The organism is Aeromonas encheleia, from assembly GCF_900637545.1.
Classification (GTDB): Bacteria; Pseudomonadota; Gammaproteobacteria; order Enterobacterales; family Aeromonadaceae; genus Aeromonas; species Aeromonas encheleia.
Genome location: NZ_LR134376.1, coordinates 2,878,125 through 2,891,680, shown reverse-complemented (window position 1 = coordinate 2,891,680; position 13,556 = coordinate 2,878,125). Strand labels below are relative to the sequence as shown.

General features: G+C 57.8%; 19 protein-coding genes. 3 read left to right on the top strand and 16 right to left on the bottom strand.

Features of this window, described 5'->3' with window-relative positions; all coding sequences use genetic code 11:
- Window positions 1–217: 217 nt before the first annotated feature.
- The 15 genes from EL255_RS13370 to EL255_RS13305 form a co-directional block, all read right to left on the bottom strand.
- Window positions 218–745: a DUF2335 domain-containing protein gene (locus EL255_RS13370; protein ID WP_048823195.1), complete on the bottom strand. Its 528-nt coding sequence runs from the start codon at window positions 743–745 to the stop codon at window positions 218–220.
- The gene (locus EL255_RS13365; protein WP_042654607.1) at window positions 726–1,052 is read right to left on the bottom strand and encodes a hypothetical protein; all 327 of its coding nucleotides are present in this window, start codon (window positions 1,050–1,052) and stop codon (window positions 726–728) included. The genes EL255_RS13370 and EL255_RS13365 overlap by 20 nt, the downstream gene beginning before the upstream one ends.
- Before the next feature lie 249 nt (window positions 1,053–1,301).
- Complete coding sequence (locus tag EL255_RS13360; protein WP_042654608.1) at window positions 1,302–1,760, bottom strand: phage virion morphogenesis protein; 459 nt, start codon at window positions 1,758–1,760, stop codon at window positions 1,302–1,304.
- Window positions 1,742–2,212: a phage tail protein gene (locus EL255_RS13355; RefSeq protein ID WP_042654609.1), complete on the bottom strand. Its 471-nt coding sequence runs from the start codon at window positions 2,210–2,212 to the stop codon at window positions 1,742–1,744. The genes EL255_RS13360 and EL255_RS13355 overlap by 19 nt, the downstream gene beginning before the upstream one ends.
- Window positions 2,187–2,429: an Rz1-like lysis system protein LysC gene (gene lysC / locus EL255_RS21610; RefSeq protein WP_232018873.1), complete on the bottom strand. Its 243-nt coding sequence runs from the start codon at window positions 2,427–2,429 to the stop codon at window positions 2,187–2,189. The genes EL255_RS13355 and lysC overlap by 26 nt, the downstream gene beginning before the upstream one ends.
- The gene (lysB, locus tag EL255_RS13350; RefSeq protein ID WP_042654610.1) at window positions 2,323–2,796 is read right to left on the bottom strand and encodes an Rz-like lysis system protein LysB; all 474 of its coding nucleotides are present in this window, start codon (window positions 2,794–2,796) and stop codon (window positions 2,323–2,325) included. Before lysB ends, lysC begins: the two co-directional genes overlap by 107 nt.
- Window positions 2,786–3,607, bottom strand: coding sequence for an N-acetylmuramidase domain-containing protein (locus EL255_RS13345; RefSeq protein ID WP_042654611.1), 822 nt, complete (start codon window positions 3,605–3,607; stop codon window positions 2,786–2,788). Before EL255_RS13345 ends, lysB begins: the two co-directional genes overlap by 11 nt.
- Entirely contained in the window at window positions 3,604–3,945 is a 342-nt protein-coding gene (locus tag EL255_RS13340; RefSeq protein ID WP_084228400.1) for a phage holin family protein, read from the bottom strand. Before EL255_RS13340 ends, EL255_RS13345 begins: the two co-directional genes overlap by 4 nt.
- A 2-nt stretch (window positions 3,946–3,947) precedes the next feature.
- Window positions 3,948–4,316 (bottom strand): putative holin, encoded by a 369-nt coding sequence (locus EL255_RS13335; protein WP_042654612.1) that lies wholly within the window; start codon window positions 4,314–4,316, stop codon window positions 3,948–3,950.
- Between the two features lie 15 nt (window positions 4,317–4,331).
- Complete coding sequence (locus tag EL255_RS13330; RefSeq protein WP_197720891.1) at window positions 4,332–4,562, bottom strand: TraR/DksA C4-type zinc finger protein; 231 nt, start codon at window positions 4,560–4,562, stop codon at window positions 4,332–4,334.
- A gap of 2 nt (window positions 4,563–4,564) precedes the next feature.
- Window positions 4,565–4,768 carry a tail protein X gene (locus tag EL255_RS13325; RefSeq protein WP_042654614.1) on the bottom strand — a complete coding sequence of 68 codons (204 nt, stop codon included), beginning with the start codon at window positions 4,766–4,768 and terminating at the stop codon, window positions 4,565–4,567.
- Window positions 4,768–5,238, bottom strand: a complete 471-nt coding sequence (locus tag EL255_RS13320; protein WP_042654615.1) for a head completion/stabilization protein — start codon at window positions 5,236–5,238, stop codon at window positions 4,768–4,770. The genes EL255_RS13325 and EL255_RS13320 overlap by 1 nt, the downstream gene beginning before the upstream one ends.
- A 106-nt stretch (window positions 5,239–5,344) precedes the next feature.
- Window positions 5,345–6,028: a phage terminase small subunit gene (gene gpM / locus EL255_RS13315; protein WP_042654616.1), complete on the bottom strand. Its 684-nt coding sequence runs from the start codon at window positions 6,026–6,028 to the stop codon at window positions 5,345–5,347.
- Between the two features lie 9 nt (window positions 6,029–6,037).
- Complete coding sequence (locus EL255_RS13310; protein WP_042654617.1) at window positions 6,038–7,090, bottom strand: phage major capsid protein, P2 family; 1,053 nt, start codon at window positions 7,088–7,090, stop codon at window positions 6,038–6,040.
- A gap of 11 nt (window positions 7,091–7,101) precedes the next feature.
- On the bottom strand, window positions 7,102–7,923 hold the full coding sequence (locus EL255_RS13305; RefSeq protein WP_042654618.1) for a GPO family capsid scaffolding protein: 822 nt from the start codon (window positions 7,921–7,923) through the stop codon (window positions 7,102–7,104).
- A gap of 149 nt (window positions 7,924–8,072) precedes the next feature.
- Between EL255_RS13305 and EL255_RS13300 the strand changes: the two genes are divergently transcribed.
- The 3 genes from EL255_RS13300 to EL255_RS13290 all read left to right on the top strand — a co-directional run bounded on the left by EL255_RS13300 (window position 8,073) and on the right by EL255_RS13290 (window position 12,628).
- The gene (locus tag EL255_RS13300; protein WP_042654619.1) at window positions 8,073–9,842 is read left to right on the top strand and encodes a terminase ATPase subunit family protein; all 1,770 of its coding nucleotides are present in this window, start codon (window positions 8,073–8,075) and stop codon (window positions 9,840–9,842) included.
- The gene (locus EL255_RS13295) at window positions 9,839–10,882 is read left to right on the top strand and encodes a phage portal protein (RefSeq protein WP_197720890.1); all 1,044 of its coding nucleotides are present in this window, start codon (window positions 9,839–9,841) and stop codon (window positions 10,880–10,882) included. Before EL255_RS13300 ends, EL255_RS13295 begins: the two co-directional genes overlap by 4 nt.
- Before the next feature lie 672 nt (window positions 10,883–11,554).
- Window positions 11,555–12,628: a M48 family metalloprotease gene (locus EL255_RS13290; RefSeq protein ID WP_042654621.1), complete on the top strand. Its 1,074-nt coding sequence runs from the start codon at window positions 11,555–11,557 to the stop codon at window positions 12,626–12,628.
- A gap of 189 nt (window positions 12,629–12,817) precedes the next feature.
- Here EL255_RS13290 and EL255_RS13285 read toward each other — a convergent pair whose 3' ends face one another.
- Window positions 12,818–13,450: a P22AR C-terminal domain-containing protein gene (locus tag EL255_RS13285; RefSeq protein WP_042654738.1), complete on the bottom strand. Its 633-nt coding sequence runs from the start codon at window positions 13,448–13,450 to the stop codon at window positions 12,818–12,820.
- Window positions 13,451–13,556 lie beyond the last annotated feature (106 nt).

The window sequence follows — 13,556 nt, the reverse complement described above, 5'->3', positions numbered from 1 at the left end:
CAACCAACCGCAACCATCAACCACCAATCGGCACAACCCCACCCGACCGCACACAACACCAGCAGCAGGGTAGCGATTTCCGTCAGGACAGGGGATGTCTGTTTAGGCTGGGGACAAACACAGGGCTGCATGAATTGTAAGAGTTGCTTGACCAGACATGAAAAAGCCATGACTGGTCATGGCTTTTTTGTCCTTCCTTAAGGTTGGCTCAATCAGCTTATTCGTTACCATTTGGGTCGTCGCGAGAAAGAAGCCTTCCGATGACGAATACTGCGGCCAAGCCAACTAGATCTACACCGACGAGTATACCCGCAATTGTTGGATGACCTTTGTCCGCCATCCATGCAGCAAAGCCAAGAACCGCAAGAACTATGGCAAATCCCATCCACTTACCTAATCGGTCGTTATTGAGGAACCCTTTGCTTAGCTCTTTGTGCTGGGCAAGCTGCTCTTTCTGCATGGAATGGCGCTGAGACTGCTCTAGCTCAGCCATTCTCATAATCCGTTCTGCTGACCCAGGAAGCACTTGCTCATACTCGGCCATGGCGCGAGCAGGTGGCAATGGTCCCTGATGCATTTCCATCACGACACGCTTGATGGCTGGGGACTGAACAATCCTTTCAACCAACTCAGGATCGGGGTTTTCCTGAAGCTCATGTTCAAGACGGTCAACCAGTTGTTGACCGTCTTGAGTCGGAGAGGATGTGTCAGTCACTTCGTGCTCGTCATCTGCTGTGTTCTGCACAGACATTTCCTTCACACTGCAGGGATTCGATGAGTTGGATCTCAACTGAGTACTTATCGAGCGATTTCTGCATATCTTGGCCGATCACGACCCAATCATTCTGCAGATTGCTGTTGTCGGTAGCACGAGGGGTTGAGTACCAAATCGTCTTCAGTGCGGCCTCCCCAGCTGCTACTTGCATAGTGGCATGCAGTTTACCTTGGTTGTACAACTTACGTTGTACCCTTGATAAGTCTTTCTTTGCGTTGCTGCTGATATCTAAGATTGAGCCAGCAGACATGAACGTGTCGGACATGAGTGCCTTCATATGTGTCTCCATAACTATCTTGGTGAGGTAACGGTTGAACCGTCACAGAACATGTGCCTTAAGCCTCACCAGCCAGGGACTGTGTACTAAGGTATTGAAATTCCACAGTGTTGATAGCTGCTCGTGTGGATTTCATGCGCAGTATTGCGTAACTGAACGTACCTTACAACTATATAGGCTCACAAAATGACGCTTTAAACCAATCATAGCTGGTCCACTCACACTATATATGGCCTTCATTGTTGAGGGTTAGAGGCACATGGCGAGATGGTTGAGAAGGACCTCTTCCAAGTCATTGAATTCTTGTTGTGTTATACCCAGCAACTCCCGCGTCGGATAGCGGATCTCGCGGCCCTTGATGCGGTCTTTGAGGCCGTATTGGTGAATGGTGGCGAGACGATTGGCGGTGCCGACAAACTCCACCACGGCCTGTTGTTCACTGGCGCGGGCCTTGAGCCAGGCGGGGCTACTGATTTTGAAGAACATCTTGCGGCGAAGGCGGCTCCGTCCCTTCTTCAGTTTGGGCTGAGGCTTGCGCGGGGCCATGGGGTTGCCATCGGGCTGGATGTTGGCGCGGATCCGCTGGGTCTGGCTGGCGCGCAAGGCGCGGGCCATCTCGCCAGCCAACTGGCGGCGGGCGGCGGGCTCCATGCTTGCCAGCAGGCCATCGGCCCAGCTGGTCAGACGGCTCAGGTCGTCGGCGGCCATGGTTGATGTTCCCCGTTGATAAAGAGTTCCCAGGTGATGCCGTCGTAGGGATCGTCTGGCGGCTCTGGCAGATGCTCCCAGCCAATCCCCTGATCGCTTTGCCACACCCTGACCCGCTCGGTCAGCTTGACGGTGATGATGAGGTCCATCAGGTCGCTCGCGAGGTATTCGGCCTCGAAGGTGATGCCCTCCTTGCGCTGCTCGTCGTTGGTCATCAGCTCGGGCTGGTGTTGGCGCAACCAGGCCAGCAGCGGCACCATGATCTGATCCGGGTGGCCGGCAAAGTCCTCGATGCCGATGGTGAGGGGGTATTGCCACTCGAACGAGAGCGAGCGGGCGCCGGTGCTTTCGACGTTGCCCGGGGCGATGAAGATGTGCAGCTTGTCCGGGTTGGTCTTGAGGTGGGGCACACAGCGGGTCAGTACCTCACGGATCTGTTTTGGTTTTTCCATACTCCCTCCCGTTCTGATGTCGTTGTTGGCAGGCGATGAGGCTGTCAACCTGGGCGGCGCAGTTGGCCCAGGCGGCCTCGGTCTGGGTCAACTGGTCGAGCAAGTCGCCGTTATTGGCCGGGCTGGCCGGCGGCAGTTGGCAGGGGGTCAGGCCCTGACAGGTGAGCCTGATAATCTGCGGCGCCGGTGAGGGCGGGGCGCTGGAGCAACCTGACAACAGGATCAGGCAGAGGGCGATCAGCCCATTCCTTGAGTTCTGCATTTTCACGTTTGAGCCTCTTGATGGTGTCGGCGCGGGTGGCGGCGGTCATCGACAGTTCGCCGAGCTGGCTTTGCAGTTGGGCTGCGGCTTCGGCCTGCTTGGTCAGTTCGCCGGAGAGGGTGGTGATGGTGGTGTCTTTGAGTTTTTCCCGCCGCTCGGCCTCTTTGGCCTTGTCATCGGCGGCCTTGAGGTCGCTTTGCAGGGTGGTGACCTTACCCTTGGCGGTCGCCGCCGAGGTGGCAGACCAGCCCCAGCCGCCCAAGGTGATGGCCAAGGCGATCAGCAACCAGGTGAGGGGGGAGCGCAGGAGGTTAAGCCACATCTGCCACCTCCTGCACCTGGTATACCTTGGCAAAGTGGTCGTATGCCTTGGCCAGCTTGGTGTCGTAGTCGTTGTCTTTGTAGGCGGGGCCGTTGTAGCGGCGGGCAAAGTCGGCCCACTTGCGGCCCTGCAGGGCCTTGTGCATGGCAGCGTCTTGCTGGATGAAGCGGCACAGGGCGTTGAGGTGGTCGACCTCGCTGCGCTGCATGGCCGCCAACCAGTCGCCGGCCGAGGTAAAGCCCAGCGCCTGCCAGTGGTAGCCCATGATCTGGAACATGCCCCAGCTGGCTGACTCGATGGCGGCATCCCGATGCAGGCTGATGGCCAGTTGCAGCCGTTCCCACTCTGCCGCGCCGCCGGCATAGCCGCCGCGCTTGGGGTTGACCAGGTTGGGGTAATTGGCGGCCATCTGGTTGGCGGTGGCCTTGCCCTGGTGCTTGGTGAGCTGCTTGTAGAACACATGCCGCTCGAACAGCACCACCGGGCGCTGGTCTTGCGTGAAGCCTTCGCCGATGCTTTCGACCTGGGCAACTGTGGCCATGGTGGCAAGCGGCACGGCCAGCAGGTCAGCCCTGCTCTGCATGTGGTTGATGGTCAACTGGTTGCCGCGTTCGCTGCCGAGCAGGGCGGCCATGGTGCGCGGGCCAGCCTGACCGATGGCGGCGATCATGTAGTCTTGCTGGAAGGCGAGCAGGGCCTGTTCGGTGGCACCGCCAAACCAGCCGTCAGGATCCACCGGATAACCGGCTTTGGTGAGGCGGCGCTGCAGATCGGCCACGGCGGTGCCGGTATCCCCTTTTTTGAGGCTCATGGCTGGAACCTCCGGTAAATATCGCGGGCATGGGGGGTGGTTGATGGCTTGCGCCGAGGCAGCAAGTGGTACACCGAGCCATGGGTTTTGAACACGGCGCAAAGCAGGAAGACGGCGAGCCCGAAAGACGCCGGATCCGGTACTGGAATACCTCCGAATAGAAAGCGCAGTGGGATGGAGCCTGACAGCACACAGAGCAGCCAAGCCAGCCAGGCGGGCAAGGCGCGATATTCGCCCCCCTTGCGGTCAAACAGCATGACGCGCAGGAAGATGGCGGCGCAGATCAGGGCGTAAAGGGCGGTGTAGATAAACACGCCGGTCGGACTGGTCGGGATCATGGTTACCCCCTCCTGTTGAGCAAGATGTTTAAGAGCGTGCCGAATTCGGTGCGCATGGCGGTTTGCAGCAGGCGGACCATCAGCGCGGATGAGAGCAGCGAGCCGACTGCTTTACTGACAGTGACGCCAGCGGGTAAGGCCATTCCCAGCAGTTGGCAAGCGAGGTCAGCCATGACCAAACCGACGATAAACGAGACGACAAACAGGGCTATTTTGCGCCATCGGCTGTGTTCTTCGGTGGCGGAGATAAACAGGACTGCGCCGGTTAATGAGGACAGCACCATGGCGGGATCAACGCCCGGCAAGGTGAACAGCAGCGCCAGACCGGTGAGGGTGCTGGTTGCTGCACTGGATGAAATCGGTTCTGGCATCGTGCTCTCCTGTTTTTATCGTTTGCTGCCGTAGTGGCGAGCGGTTTGGAATTCATTGATGGTCTGGCACTCGGCGCAGCGTTCGCAGCCCCGGATCGCTTCACGGCGCGCCTGCGGGATGGGGTTTTCACAGTCGATGCAGTAGTGCGGGCCGGTGCCACTGATGCGGGCGGCATGAATGCGGGCAGCGAGTTGCTGTTCGCTGATGTCGGCCAGTCGTTCGAGTTCGTCGTCGAGGCGGCTCATGGTCAGTTCCATAGCTGGATCAGCGGCTGCTCGGCCTGGGTGGGGGCCGCTGGCATTGTGATGAGGGTTCCGGTCGGGATGATGGGGCCGAGCGCGGCCAAACCGGGGTTGAGGTTGAGCACTTGCTCGGTGATGCCTGCGGTGTAGCCGTAGTGCCGGAACAGGATGAGATCGAGGGTGTCGCCCTGTTGGCTGCGCAGTTGCATCAGATCAGCTCCACTGTGTTGTGGGTGGTACCGAGGATGTCGCGAATGGCAAAGCGGGCATCCCGGTAGAGGTCATCAGAGCTCACGATCTTGGCATCGGCCCCTTTGACGCCGTCACCGGTGGCGCTGTAGTCGGTGTAACGTTCCAGCAGGTTGGCGCGGGTCATGGCATAGATGGCGCGCCGGTAGCTGTACAGGTGCACCGATTCGTTGTTGATGACCTCGCTCGGGACTGCGGCCAGGGTGGTGTGGCCTTCGGCCTGACGGGCGATGCGCCACTCGGCCAGATCGCGGTTGACGCTGGTGATGGCGTCGACCACGGCATGGGTGAGGCGGGCGGTGGTGACGGTGCCATCAAGCCGGACGGTGTCGCGCAGGTCAGCCAGCGAGATCGCCGGCCAGAATGGGTTGCTGGTTATCTCCCCTTCATCTGGCGCGGTCGGTGCTGTGGCAATGAATCCGGTGCTCATGGTGCTCCTGTGTTTGTTTATCCGCTGGTTGGGCGGTGGTCGGGCCGTCTGGTATGCCGCTGGCATTCGTCAGGCCCGAGCCGCCCAGGGTGCGGGGTTCGCTCGGTTAGCTGCCGCCGCCTTTGGCGTCGGGCTGCTGTTCTTTTTTCAGTTCACGCTCGAGGACTTCGAGCTCTTTCTTGATGCCGACCTTGTCGTGCAGTTCGATGGCGCGGCGGTAGTGCTCGGCGGCTTGCGGCTTGAGCCCTTCGGCCAGCGCGGCGCGGCCCACGGCCTTGTGCAGCTTGGCGCGCACCTGGTCGAAGATGTCGCAGCCGTGCAGCAGGGCCATGTATTGGCCCAGCAACGACAGGGAGGGGCCGGTGCCGGCCTCTTGCTGCTTGATGGAGGTGTCGGCCACCTCTTCGGCAATCATGGTGGCGGCGGTGCGCTCGTAGCGGTCCGGGGTACTCAGGCCGTGACGGATCACGTAGTCGGCCATGGGGAATGCCCCTTCGAGATCGCCGGTATCGAGGTGCCAGAGCATGACGGTCACCAGGACGTCATCTTGTCCGCCCCGATCGGCGGCCAGCAGGCCATCAATCCAGGGTTTGTAGACGGCCAGCATGGGGCGCTTGGCGTCGATCTTGCGTTCGATGCTTTGGATGCCCTTGAGAGTGCGGCGGTGTTCGGCCAGCTGCATCAGCTGCAGCTCGTAGGCGTTGGCGCGTTGTTGGTCGAACTGAGGATTGGCCGCCCCTTGCAGGGCGGCCAGTTTGCGTTCGCGGTTGCGACGGGCAGGTGATGTCATGTCGCCCCCTTAACCGCCAGCGGCCGGTTTCGGCCCGATGACGATGTTTTCAATCAGGGCGACGCAGTCGTAATCCTCTACCACGTAGGCATCGTTGGAGCTTTCGTAGTTGACGATGCGGTCGCGCTTGGGCTCTTCCTCGATATGGCGGCGGCGGGCGCCTTCCTGCCAGTAGATGGACAGATTTTCCAGCGTGGTGATGAGCATGGCGTCATCCGGGAAGAAGGGGACGCGCACGGCTTTGAGGCCGCCGATCTGCTTCTGGCTCACCAGCACCTGACCGGCCAGCTTGTCCTGGTTGTTGTCGGCGTTGTTGATGATGGGGAAGTATTTATCGGCCAGCAGTTTGCGACCGCAGATGACCACCAGATCGGTGTCATCCTGATACCAGGGGGCGATAGACTCGTTGACGGCATCGAACACCAGGGCGTCGAGGTTGTGATAGTCGCCTTCTTTGGTGTCTGCGTCATTTTTCGGCTGATAGATGTAAATCTTGCCCGAGCCTTCGGCCCCTTCATCCATCACTTTGGCCGGCGCGTCCAGGCGGATGTGTTCCAGCCAGCCGATGTTGACGTCCTGCAGCATTGGGTGGGTGGTGCGGTTGGTGTCGGGCGCCGCGCTGGTGCCGTGCCAGCCGATCATGATGCGGTCGAGCCCTTGCCGCTTGAGGATGGCGTCGCGAATGCGGGTCTGGAAGTCAGGGAACTTGGCCCAGATATCCAGCTTGTTGTAACCCAGACTGGTGTCGTAGTTGGTTTTTGCACACTCGTAGTCATGCGGATAGAGGGCGCTCGGGTCATTGGGCTCGCGGTCTTTGTCGCTGGTATTGGTGCGGCCAGCGATAGTGCTGCCGATACCGATACCCACCTTTTGCCCCTTCATCTCCGGTACCGGGATGACGTTGATCATTTGCAGGAATTCGACCGACTCCTGCATCTTGGTTTCCAGGGTCTGCTGGACGCTCGGCTGCACGTTGAACTGCACCATGGCGCTGGTGATGGCGTTGAGTTTGGCCAGTTGGCCGGTGAACGCGTTGAACTTCTGGCGGGTTTCGTTACGCATGGATGGGGTCCTTAGCAGTCGGTTTCGATGGTGGTGCCTTGGGCGCCGGTGGCGGGCTGGCGCTTGTGGCTGAAATCTTCCTGGCCTTCCAGCTGGGCGGTGAGGTCAGCCAGCGCTTTGGCGGTGGACTCCTGCTGGCTGGTCAGTTCGGTGATGGTGGTGGCCTGTGCGGTTAACTTCTTCTGCAGGTCTGCGTCGATGGTGGTCACTTCTTTGGCCACGGCTTCGACGGCCTGATGCACGTCGCTGAAGTCAGCGCCGGATTGCTTCTTGTGGGTGGAAAACATCGCGGTGACCCGTTCCATAATGCTGGGGCCTTTGTCGGCTTCGTCTTCAAACTCGATGACGGTTTCCAGCGCCTCGGTGAACAGGCACTCCTTGTACTGTTTGCGCTCGGCCAGCGGGTTGGCCGATGCCTTGCTGCAGAACTGGAGCATTTCGGTACCGAGACTGGCCGGGCTGTCGGTGACGGCCAGCCCCATCAGGTAGGCGCCTTTCTCGTTCAGGTTCGGGTGGATTTCGACAGAGGTGAACACCTTCTGACGCTTCTTGTTCAGTTCGACCAGTTCAGGGGTCGGGTCGATCTGTACGAACAGGGCCAGGCGCTTTTCACCTTCCATGTCGACCTCTTCGGTCTTGGCGGCGGTAATGTCGCCGTACATCTTGAACTGACCGGTCGGGTCATAGCCCCGGATGTGTTCCATATTGACCCGGGCGCCATAGGTGGACTGGTTGTAGCGCTTGGCCATCTGTTCAATCCATTCGCGGGTGATGGTGCGGCCATCGGTCGTGCCCCCTTCGACGGCAACACGGAAAAATTTGGACTTAGCCATGAGCTGGGATCCCTTTGGTGATTGGGTGGTGATGTCGCGGTTATGGTCTGGGTGACAGGCGGGATCGTGCAATCAGGCGCCATTGTGTAATGGCGTTACACAATGGCGGCTGGGCGTTTGGTGTTGCCTGAGCTGGGTAGACTGGCGCCATGACTACAGCACCGTTACTTTTCCCCCATATCGAACCCAGACGGCAGGCCATGCACCTGTTCTTCCAGGGCTACCCGCTCCGCGCCATTGCTGAATTGCTGCAAACGCCGGAGGGGACAGTCTCGACCTGGAAGAAGCGCGACGGCTGGGATGACATCAAACCCATTGACCGGGTCGACTTCGCCATCGAGGCGCGGATGTGCCAGCTGATCGCCAAGGAGGTGAAGAGCGGCGGCGACTTCAAGGAGATTGACCTGCTTGGCCGTCAGTTGGAGCGGATCGCCCGGGTCAACAAGTACAGCAACGGCGGTAATGAAACCGACCTGAATCCCAAGGTGGCGAACCGCAACAAGGGGCCGAAGAAGGCGCCCGAGCGCAATGTGGTCGAGCCCGATCAGCAGGAACGGTTAATCGAGCGGTTCGAGTCGACCATGTTTGGCTATCAACGCACCTGGTACGAAGCGGGCAAGCACCACCGGATCCGCGACCTGCTCAAATCGCGCCAGATTGGGGCGACCTACTTCTTTGCCTTCGAGGCGTTCATCGACGCCCTGGTCACCGGGCGCAATCAGATTTTCATGTCAGCCAGCAAGGCGCAGGCCCATGTGTTCAAGCAGTACATCATCCAGTTTGCCAAGGATGAGGGGGTTGAGCTCAAGGGCGACCCCATGGTGCTGCCGAACGGGGCTCATATGTATTTCCTCGGCACCAACGCCCGCACCGCCCAGAGCTACCACGGCAATACCTACATGGACGAATATTTCTGGATCCATGGCTTTCTGGAGTTCCGCAAGGTCGCGTCTGGCATGGCGATGCATAAGAAGTGGCGTCAGACCTATATCTCCACGCCCTCCAGCCTCACCCATCCCGCCTATGCGTTCTGGTCCGGCGCCAACTTCAACCGGGGCAAGCCCAAGGCCGACCGGGTCGAGATAGACCTGAGCCACGCCAATCTGTCTGGCGGCAAGCTTTGCGCCGATGGCCAATGGCGGCAGATCGTCACTGTCGAGGATGCGGTGCTCGGCGGCTGCGACCTGTTCGACCTGGATCAGCTGCGCGGCGAGTACTCCGAGGAGGAATACCGCAACCTGCTGATGTGCGAGTTCATGGATGACACATCCAGCGTGTTCCCGCTCGCCACCCTGCAGCGCTGCATGGTCGACAGTTGGGAGTTGTGGGACGACTACAAGCCCTTTGCCCTGCGCCCGCTGGGTAACCGGTCTGTGTGGATCGGCTATGACCCGGCCAAGGGTGGGCAGGGCGATAGCGCAGGCTGCGCCGTGCTGGCCCCGCCTGCGGTGCCGGGCGGCAAGTTCCGGGTGCTGGAGCGCCACCGCTGGAGCGGGATGGACTTCGACGCTCAGGCGCGGGCCATCAAGGCCATGTGCGAGCGCTACAACGTGGGGTACATCGGCATCGACACCACCGGGATCGGGGAGGGTGTTTACCAGTTGGTGAAGCAGTTTTACCCGGCAGTGACAGCCATCCAGTACAGCCCGAGCGTGAAAATCCAGATGGTGATGAAGGCCCAGGATGTGATGAACAAGGGGCGGCTGGAATTTGACAGCGGGATGACCGATCTGGCGGCCGCCTTTATGAGCATCCGCCGCGCCGTGACCGCGGGCGGCAAGATGCCCACCTTCGAGGCCAGCCGGTCAGAGGAGACCAGCCACGCCGACATTGCCTGGGCCACGATGCAGGCCCTGTTACATGAGCCGCTGGCAGGTGCCACCGGTGCCAATACCAGCATGATGGAGATTTTCGCATGAGAAAGCGCCGCCCGCAGCGCCATACCTCGCCGATGACGGCGACCCAGAAACCCGGCGAGGCCATCGAGGCGTTCAGCTTTGGCGAGCCGGTGCCCGTCTTATCGCAACGGGAAGTGTTCGACTACCTGGAGGCCATGCATAACGGCCGCTGGTACGAGCCGCCGCTCTCCCTCAATGGGCTGTCCCGGGTCTATCGGGCCGGGGTGCATCATGCCTCGGCCATCCAGGTGAAGCGCAACATCCTGCGCTCCTGCTTCATCCCGCACCCGAAACTGAATCTGGCCGCCTTCACCGGCTTGGTGCTGGACTACCTCATCTTCGGCAACGGCTACCTGCAGGGGGTGCAGAACCGGCTTGGCGGCGTGTTGCGCTATGACCACCTGCGTGCCAAGTACACCCGGCGCGCGCTGGATCTGAACCAGTATTGGTGGATTGCCCAACCCGGCCAGGAGCAGGCGCTGTCCGCAGGCCGGGTGGGCCATGTGATGGAGGCCGACATCAACCAGGAGATCTATGGCATCCCCGACTATGTGGGCGGGCTCAACTCCACCCTGCTCAACGAGTCGGCCACCCTGTTCCGCCGCCGCTACTACGAGAACGGCAGCCACGCGGGCTTCATCATGCACATCACCGATGCGGTGCAGAACGAGGGGGACATCGCCAAGCTCAAAGAAGCCCTGCGCCAGAGCAAGGGTCCCGGCAACTTCCGCAACCTCTTGCTCTACACCCCGGGCGGCAGCAAGGACGGGGTCAAGCTGATCCCGGTGGCCGAGGTGGCCGCCAAGGATGACTTCCTCAGCATCAAGAACGTGAGCCGGGATGACCAGCTCGCCAGCCACCGGGTACCGCCCCAGTTGATGGGAGTCATGCCCAACAGCACCGGCGGCTTTGGCGATGTGACCAAGGCCGCCCAGGTGTTCGACATCAACGAGATAGACAGCATCAAGGCCAGCCTGCTGGCGCTCAATGACTGGGCGGGGGAGGAGATCATCAGGTTCAATCCCTACCGACTGTCAGATCTGACAGGGCAAGCGGCATAGGCGAGGCTAGAGTTACACCGAGCGCCTGGAGTTTGTGTGCGCCTTATGGCTTAAGAAAAGCCCCCTCATTGAGGGGGCTTTGTTTTGTCTCTCATCTGACGGTCTGAGCACTTCGCTACTGCATCGCCCCGCTTACTGTGCCCGACATATCCCCTGATCCTCGAGCATCGTCCCAGAGCGGCAGGCGCCGCCTGCCGACCCCTGCCAGCACCGCTGGCGCGCAATCGGGACCCCGCCTCGCCTGCGCGCTTTATGTGTCGATTTCCATGCGGGTGAACGATGGGGGGAGGGCAACGCCTCCCCGCGCCAGCGCTGGCCGCGCGGGGGATAACGAATCCTTTTTGCGATCCTTCACTTTCCGCCAGATCCTTTCAGGCTCGAAGAGGTACGTCACCTAGTATAGGAGTAGAGACAACCATCATTTTGTGTGCGTTATTTGAACTATCCATCATAAACATAAAAGTCAGCACAATAGAACAGTTTTACTCACGAGAGTAATCTGCATTTTGATAACATGCTCGTATGTATCCTGATTGTCTGAAGGTAAAGTGGGTGTATCTGATTAAAGAGGCCGCAGAATGTGAGATTGCTGTTTTCTGAATGATGATTTTTTTGTAATGACGAAATATATGAAATAGGTTTATTCAATGAATGAGGGTGATAAATAAAGTTATGAATGAGGAATTTATTAAAAGAGCTTCTTATATGTCAATTTGCTCTAAGGAACAAATTGACCGTATATGTTCTATAAGCTCTGCGGATGATTATCTACTAAAGCTACGAGCTGATACTGTTCTTGATCACATGAGGATATTTCGAGTCGTTAGAAGTCACATGTTTAAGGCTGGTGACGAATGGGATTTTGAAAAGCATTTCTCCGATGAGCCGTTTAAAAATTATATAGTGGATTTACCTGATGATGACCTGACCATAGCTGAGTCGTTAACAGCAGGGCTTGTATTTTGTGATCGTCCTAATGGTCGGATTATAAAAACTGAATTTGGTAATGTCATTACTGTTTCAGAATCATTGAGGTATTTCTTGTACTTCATGAACTTAGGTTTTCTTGATTTTGATGAAACGGAAGTGCCAATAGAAGTTAAACTTGCAGCCATTAAAATTGCTGTACGTACGATGCTACAATCTGAGGCTCTTGATTTTGATATAGATCCAAGAGGGGAGGTTCCTAGGGATGTTCATGAATTAGCAATGTATCATACCGATAGGCAGTTAGAATTTATTTGTGGACATGAGTATTCACATCATTTACTTGGTCACTTAGATGATAAAAAATTAATTGATGGTGCGTTTTTATCGGCGATTGATTCTGGTGTTGTGACACATAAATTTTTCTCATATGCACAACAAGAAGAATTGGATGCCGACTTAGATGCACTCTCTCGGCCAGTTTTAACTACTTCAGCGCGAACCGATTTGGTGAACCGAGCTTTATTTTTTTTCGTATACTTAGATGTTTTTAATAATGCAAAAGAACAGATAGTTCCGTCAGTAGGCGTGAAAGAACACCCAGACCCTATGGATCGGTTTAACAACATTCACAATTATTATAAGGATAAGCTAGAGCTTGATGAAGAAAATCTTGAAGTTCTATTGAAAACTGCACGAGCTATAAAGGAAACTATGTCAGAGGATATCGCATTACATTTTGAATCTTATGAGATTTATGGCTCGATATATTTAGCTGAGTGGAGAGGTCGGGTGCTTGTTGATAGGGTTGATTACTGAAAAACTGTTTAACTTATAACTCTCAGTATACAGTATTCATCTTAATATCTACTATGGTTGACTATTAATGGAGGGGAGATTATCCCCTTCATCTTTTATTAGCGTTACTACGAAATTATTGATGTCATGCATGGCATGAAAAACTTGGCACTCATCACTTCTGTGAATCGTGGTAAAAACCCGGTCACATTACCAACTTTTTGCTGCAGGCAGGCGGTGCAGGTGGGGGATCAGCCTGTTCCAGTCGCGGTCGCTGTGGGTGGCGCTCTGAATATGGCGGGTCTTGTCGGCCAGGATGCGCTGGGCGGCGGCCAGGGTCATAGGGTATTCGTGGAGGATGGAGTAGTAGGTGCCGGCTTCGCGGTGCTCGGCCACCTCGAGCAGAGGATAGATGCGGCGGGCGGCGCCCATCATGTAATCGGCTGCGCGCCAGAGCCACGCCAGCGAATGCAGCTCGTCGTCGGTCAGTACAGTGAGGGGCTGCGGATGGGCGGCGGTCTCCCGGTCCAGCACATCGAGCACCCAGCGGCGAAACTCTTTGGCCAATGCGGTGCGGGAGAACATGGCGATCAGATGGGCACCGCGCAAGGAGAAGATCCGAACCTCTTTCTCGCTGCTGCCATTGCCGAACCCCTTGACCGTCAAATTGACGGTCAAGGTCATGCAAGGGGTAAATTCGTCCGCGTTGCGGGTGTAGATACGACTGACGGCATCTTCTCTGGCATAGCCAAGGGCTTGGGCGATCTGGGCTGCGGTCAGCCAGGGCTGGCCGTGATGGGGGATAACGGTGAACTGGGTGTCATGGAAGCGGATGCTGTTCATGGCTTGGATTCCTTTGCTGTGAAGGTAATCGCCACCATCGACGCCAATCATCTGGTGACGAACTGAGCAAGGTTGGCGTACCGGCAGCAAAGACCCGGCGCCCCGA

Excerpts from the sequence above, each read along its gene's own strand:
- EL255_RS13290 (WP_042654621.1), top strand. The coding sequence starts at position 11,555 with ATGAATGAGGAATTTATTAAAAGAGCTTCTTATATGTCAATTTGCTCT.
- EL255_RS13295 (WP_197720890.1), top strand. The coding sequence starts at position 9,839 with ATGAGAAAGCGCCGCCCGCAGCGCCATACCTCGCCGATGACGGCGACC.
- EL255_RS13305 (WP_042654618.1), bottom strand. The coding sequence starts at position 7,923 with ATGGCTAAGTCCAAATTTTTCCGTGTTGCCGTCGAAGGGGGCACGACC.
- EL255_RS13285 (WP_042654738.1), bottom strand. The coding sequence starts at position 13,450 with ATGAACAGCATCCGCTTCCATGACACCCAGTTCACCGTTATCCCCCAT.
- EL255_RS13365 (WP_042654607.1), bottom strand. The coding sequence starts at position 1,052 with ATGAAGGCACTCATGTCCGACACGTTCATGTCTGCTGGCTCAATCTTA.
- EL255_RS13345 (WP_042654611.1), bottom strand. The coding sequence starts at position 3,607 with ATGAGCCTCAAAAAAGGGGATACCGGCACCGCCGTGGCCGATCTGCAG.
- EL255_RS13335 (WP_042654612.1), bottom strand. The coding sequence starts at position 4,316 with ATGCCAGAACCGATTTCATCCAGTGCAGCAACCAGCACCCTCACCGGT.
- EL255_RS13320 (WP_042654615.1), bottom strand. The coding sequence starts at position 5,238 with ATGAGCACCGGATTCATTGCCACAGCACCGACCGCGCCAGATGAAGGG.
- EL255_RS13325 (WP_042654614.1), bottom strand. The coding sequence starts at position 4,768 with ATGCAACTGCGCAGCCAACAGGGCGACACCCTCGATCTCATCCTGTTC.
- EL255_RS13355 (WP_042654609.1), bottom strand. The coding sequence starts at position 2,212 with ATGGAAAAACCAAAACAGATCCGTGAGGTACTGACCCGCTGTGTGCCC.
- lysB (WP_042654610.1), bottom strand. The coding sequence starts at position 2,796 with ATGTGGCTTAACCTCCTGCGCTCCCCCCTCACCTGGTTGCTGATCGCC.
- EL255_RS13340 (WP_084228400.1), bottom strand. The coding sequence starts at position 3,945 with ATGATCCCGACCAGTCCGACCGGCGTGTTTATCTACACCGCCCTTTAC.
- EL255_RS13300 (WP_042654619.1), top strand. The coding sequence starts at position 8,073 with ATGACTACAGCACCGTTACTTTTCCCCCATATCGAACCCAGACGGCAG.
- EL255_RS13330 (WP_197720891.1), bottom strand. The coding sequence starts at position 4,562 with ATGAGCCGCCTCGACGACGAACTCGAACGACTGGCCGACATCAGCGAA.
- EL255_RS13310 (WP_042654617.1), bottom strand. The coding sequence starts at position 7,090 with ATGCGTAACGAAACCCGCCAGAAGTTCAACGCGTTCACCGGCCAACTG.
- EL255_RS13360 (WP_042654608.1), bottom strand. The coding sequence starts at position 1,760 with ATGGCCGCCGACGACCTGAGCCGTCTGACCAGCTGGGCCGATGGCCTG.
- gpM (WP_042654616.1), bottom strand. The coding sequence starts at position 6,028 with ATGACATCACCTGCCCGTCGCAACCGCGAACGCAAACTGGCCGCCCTG.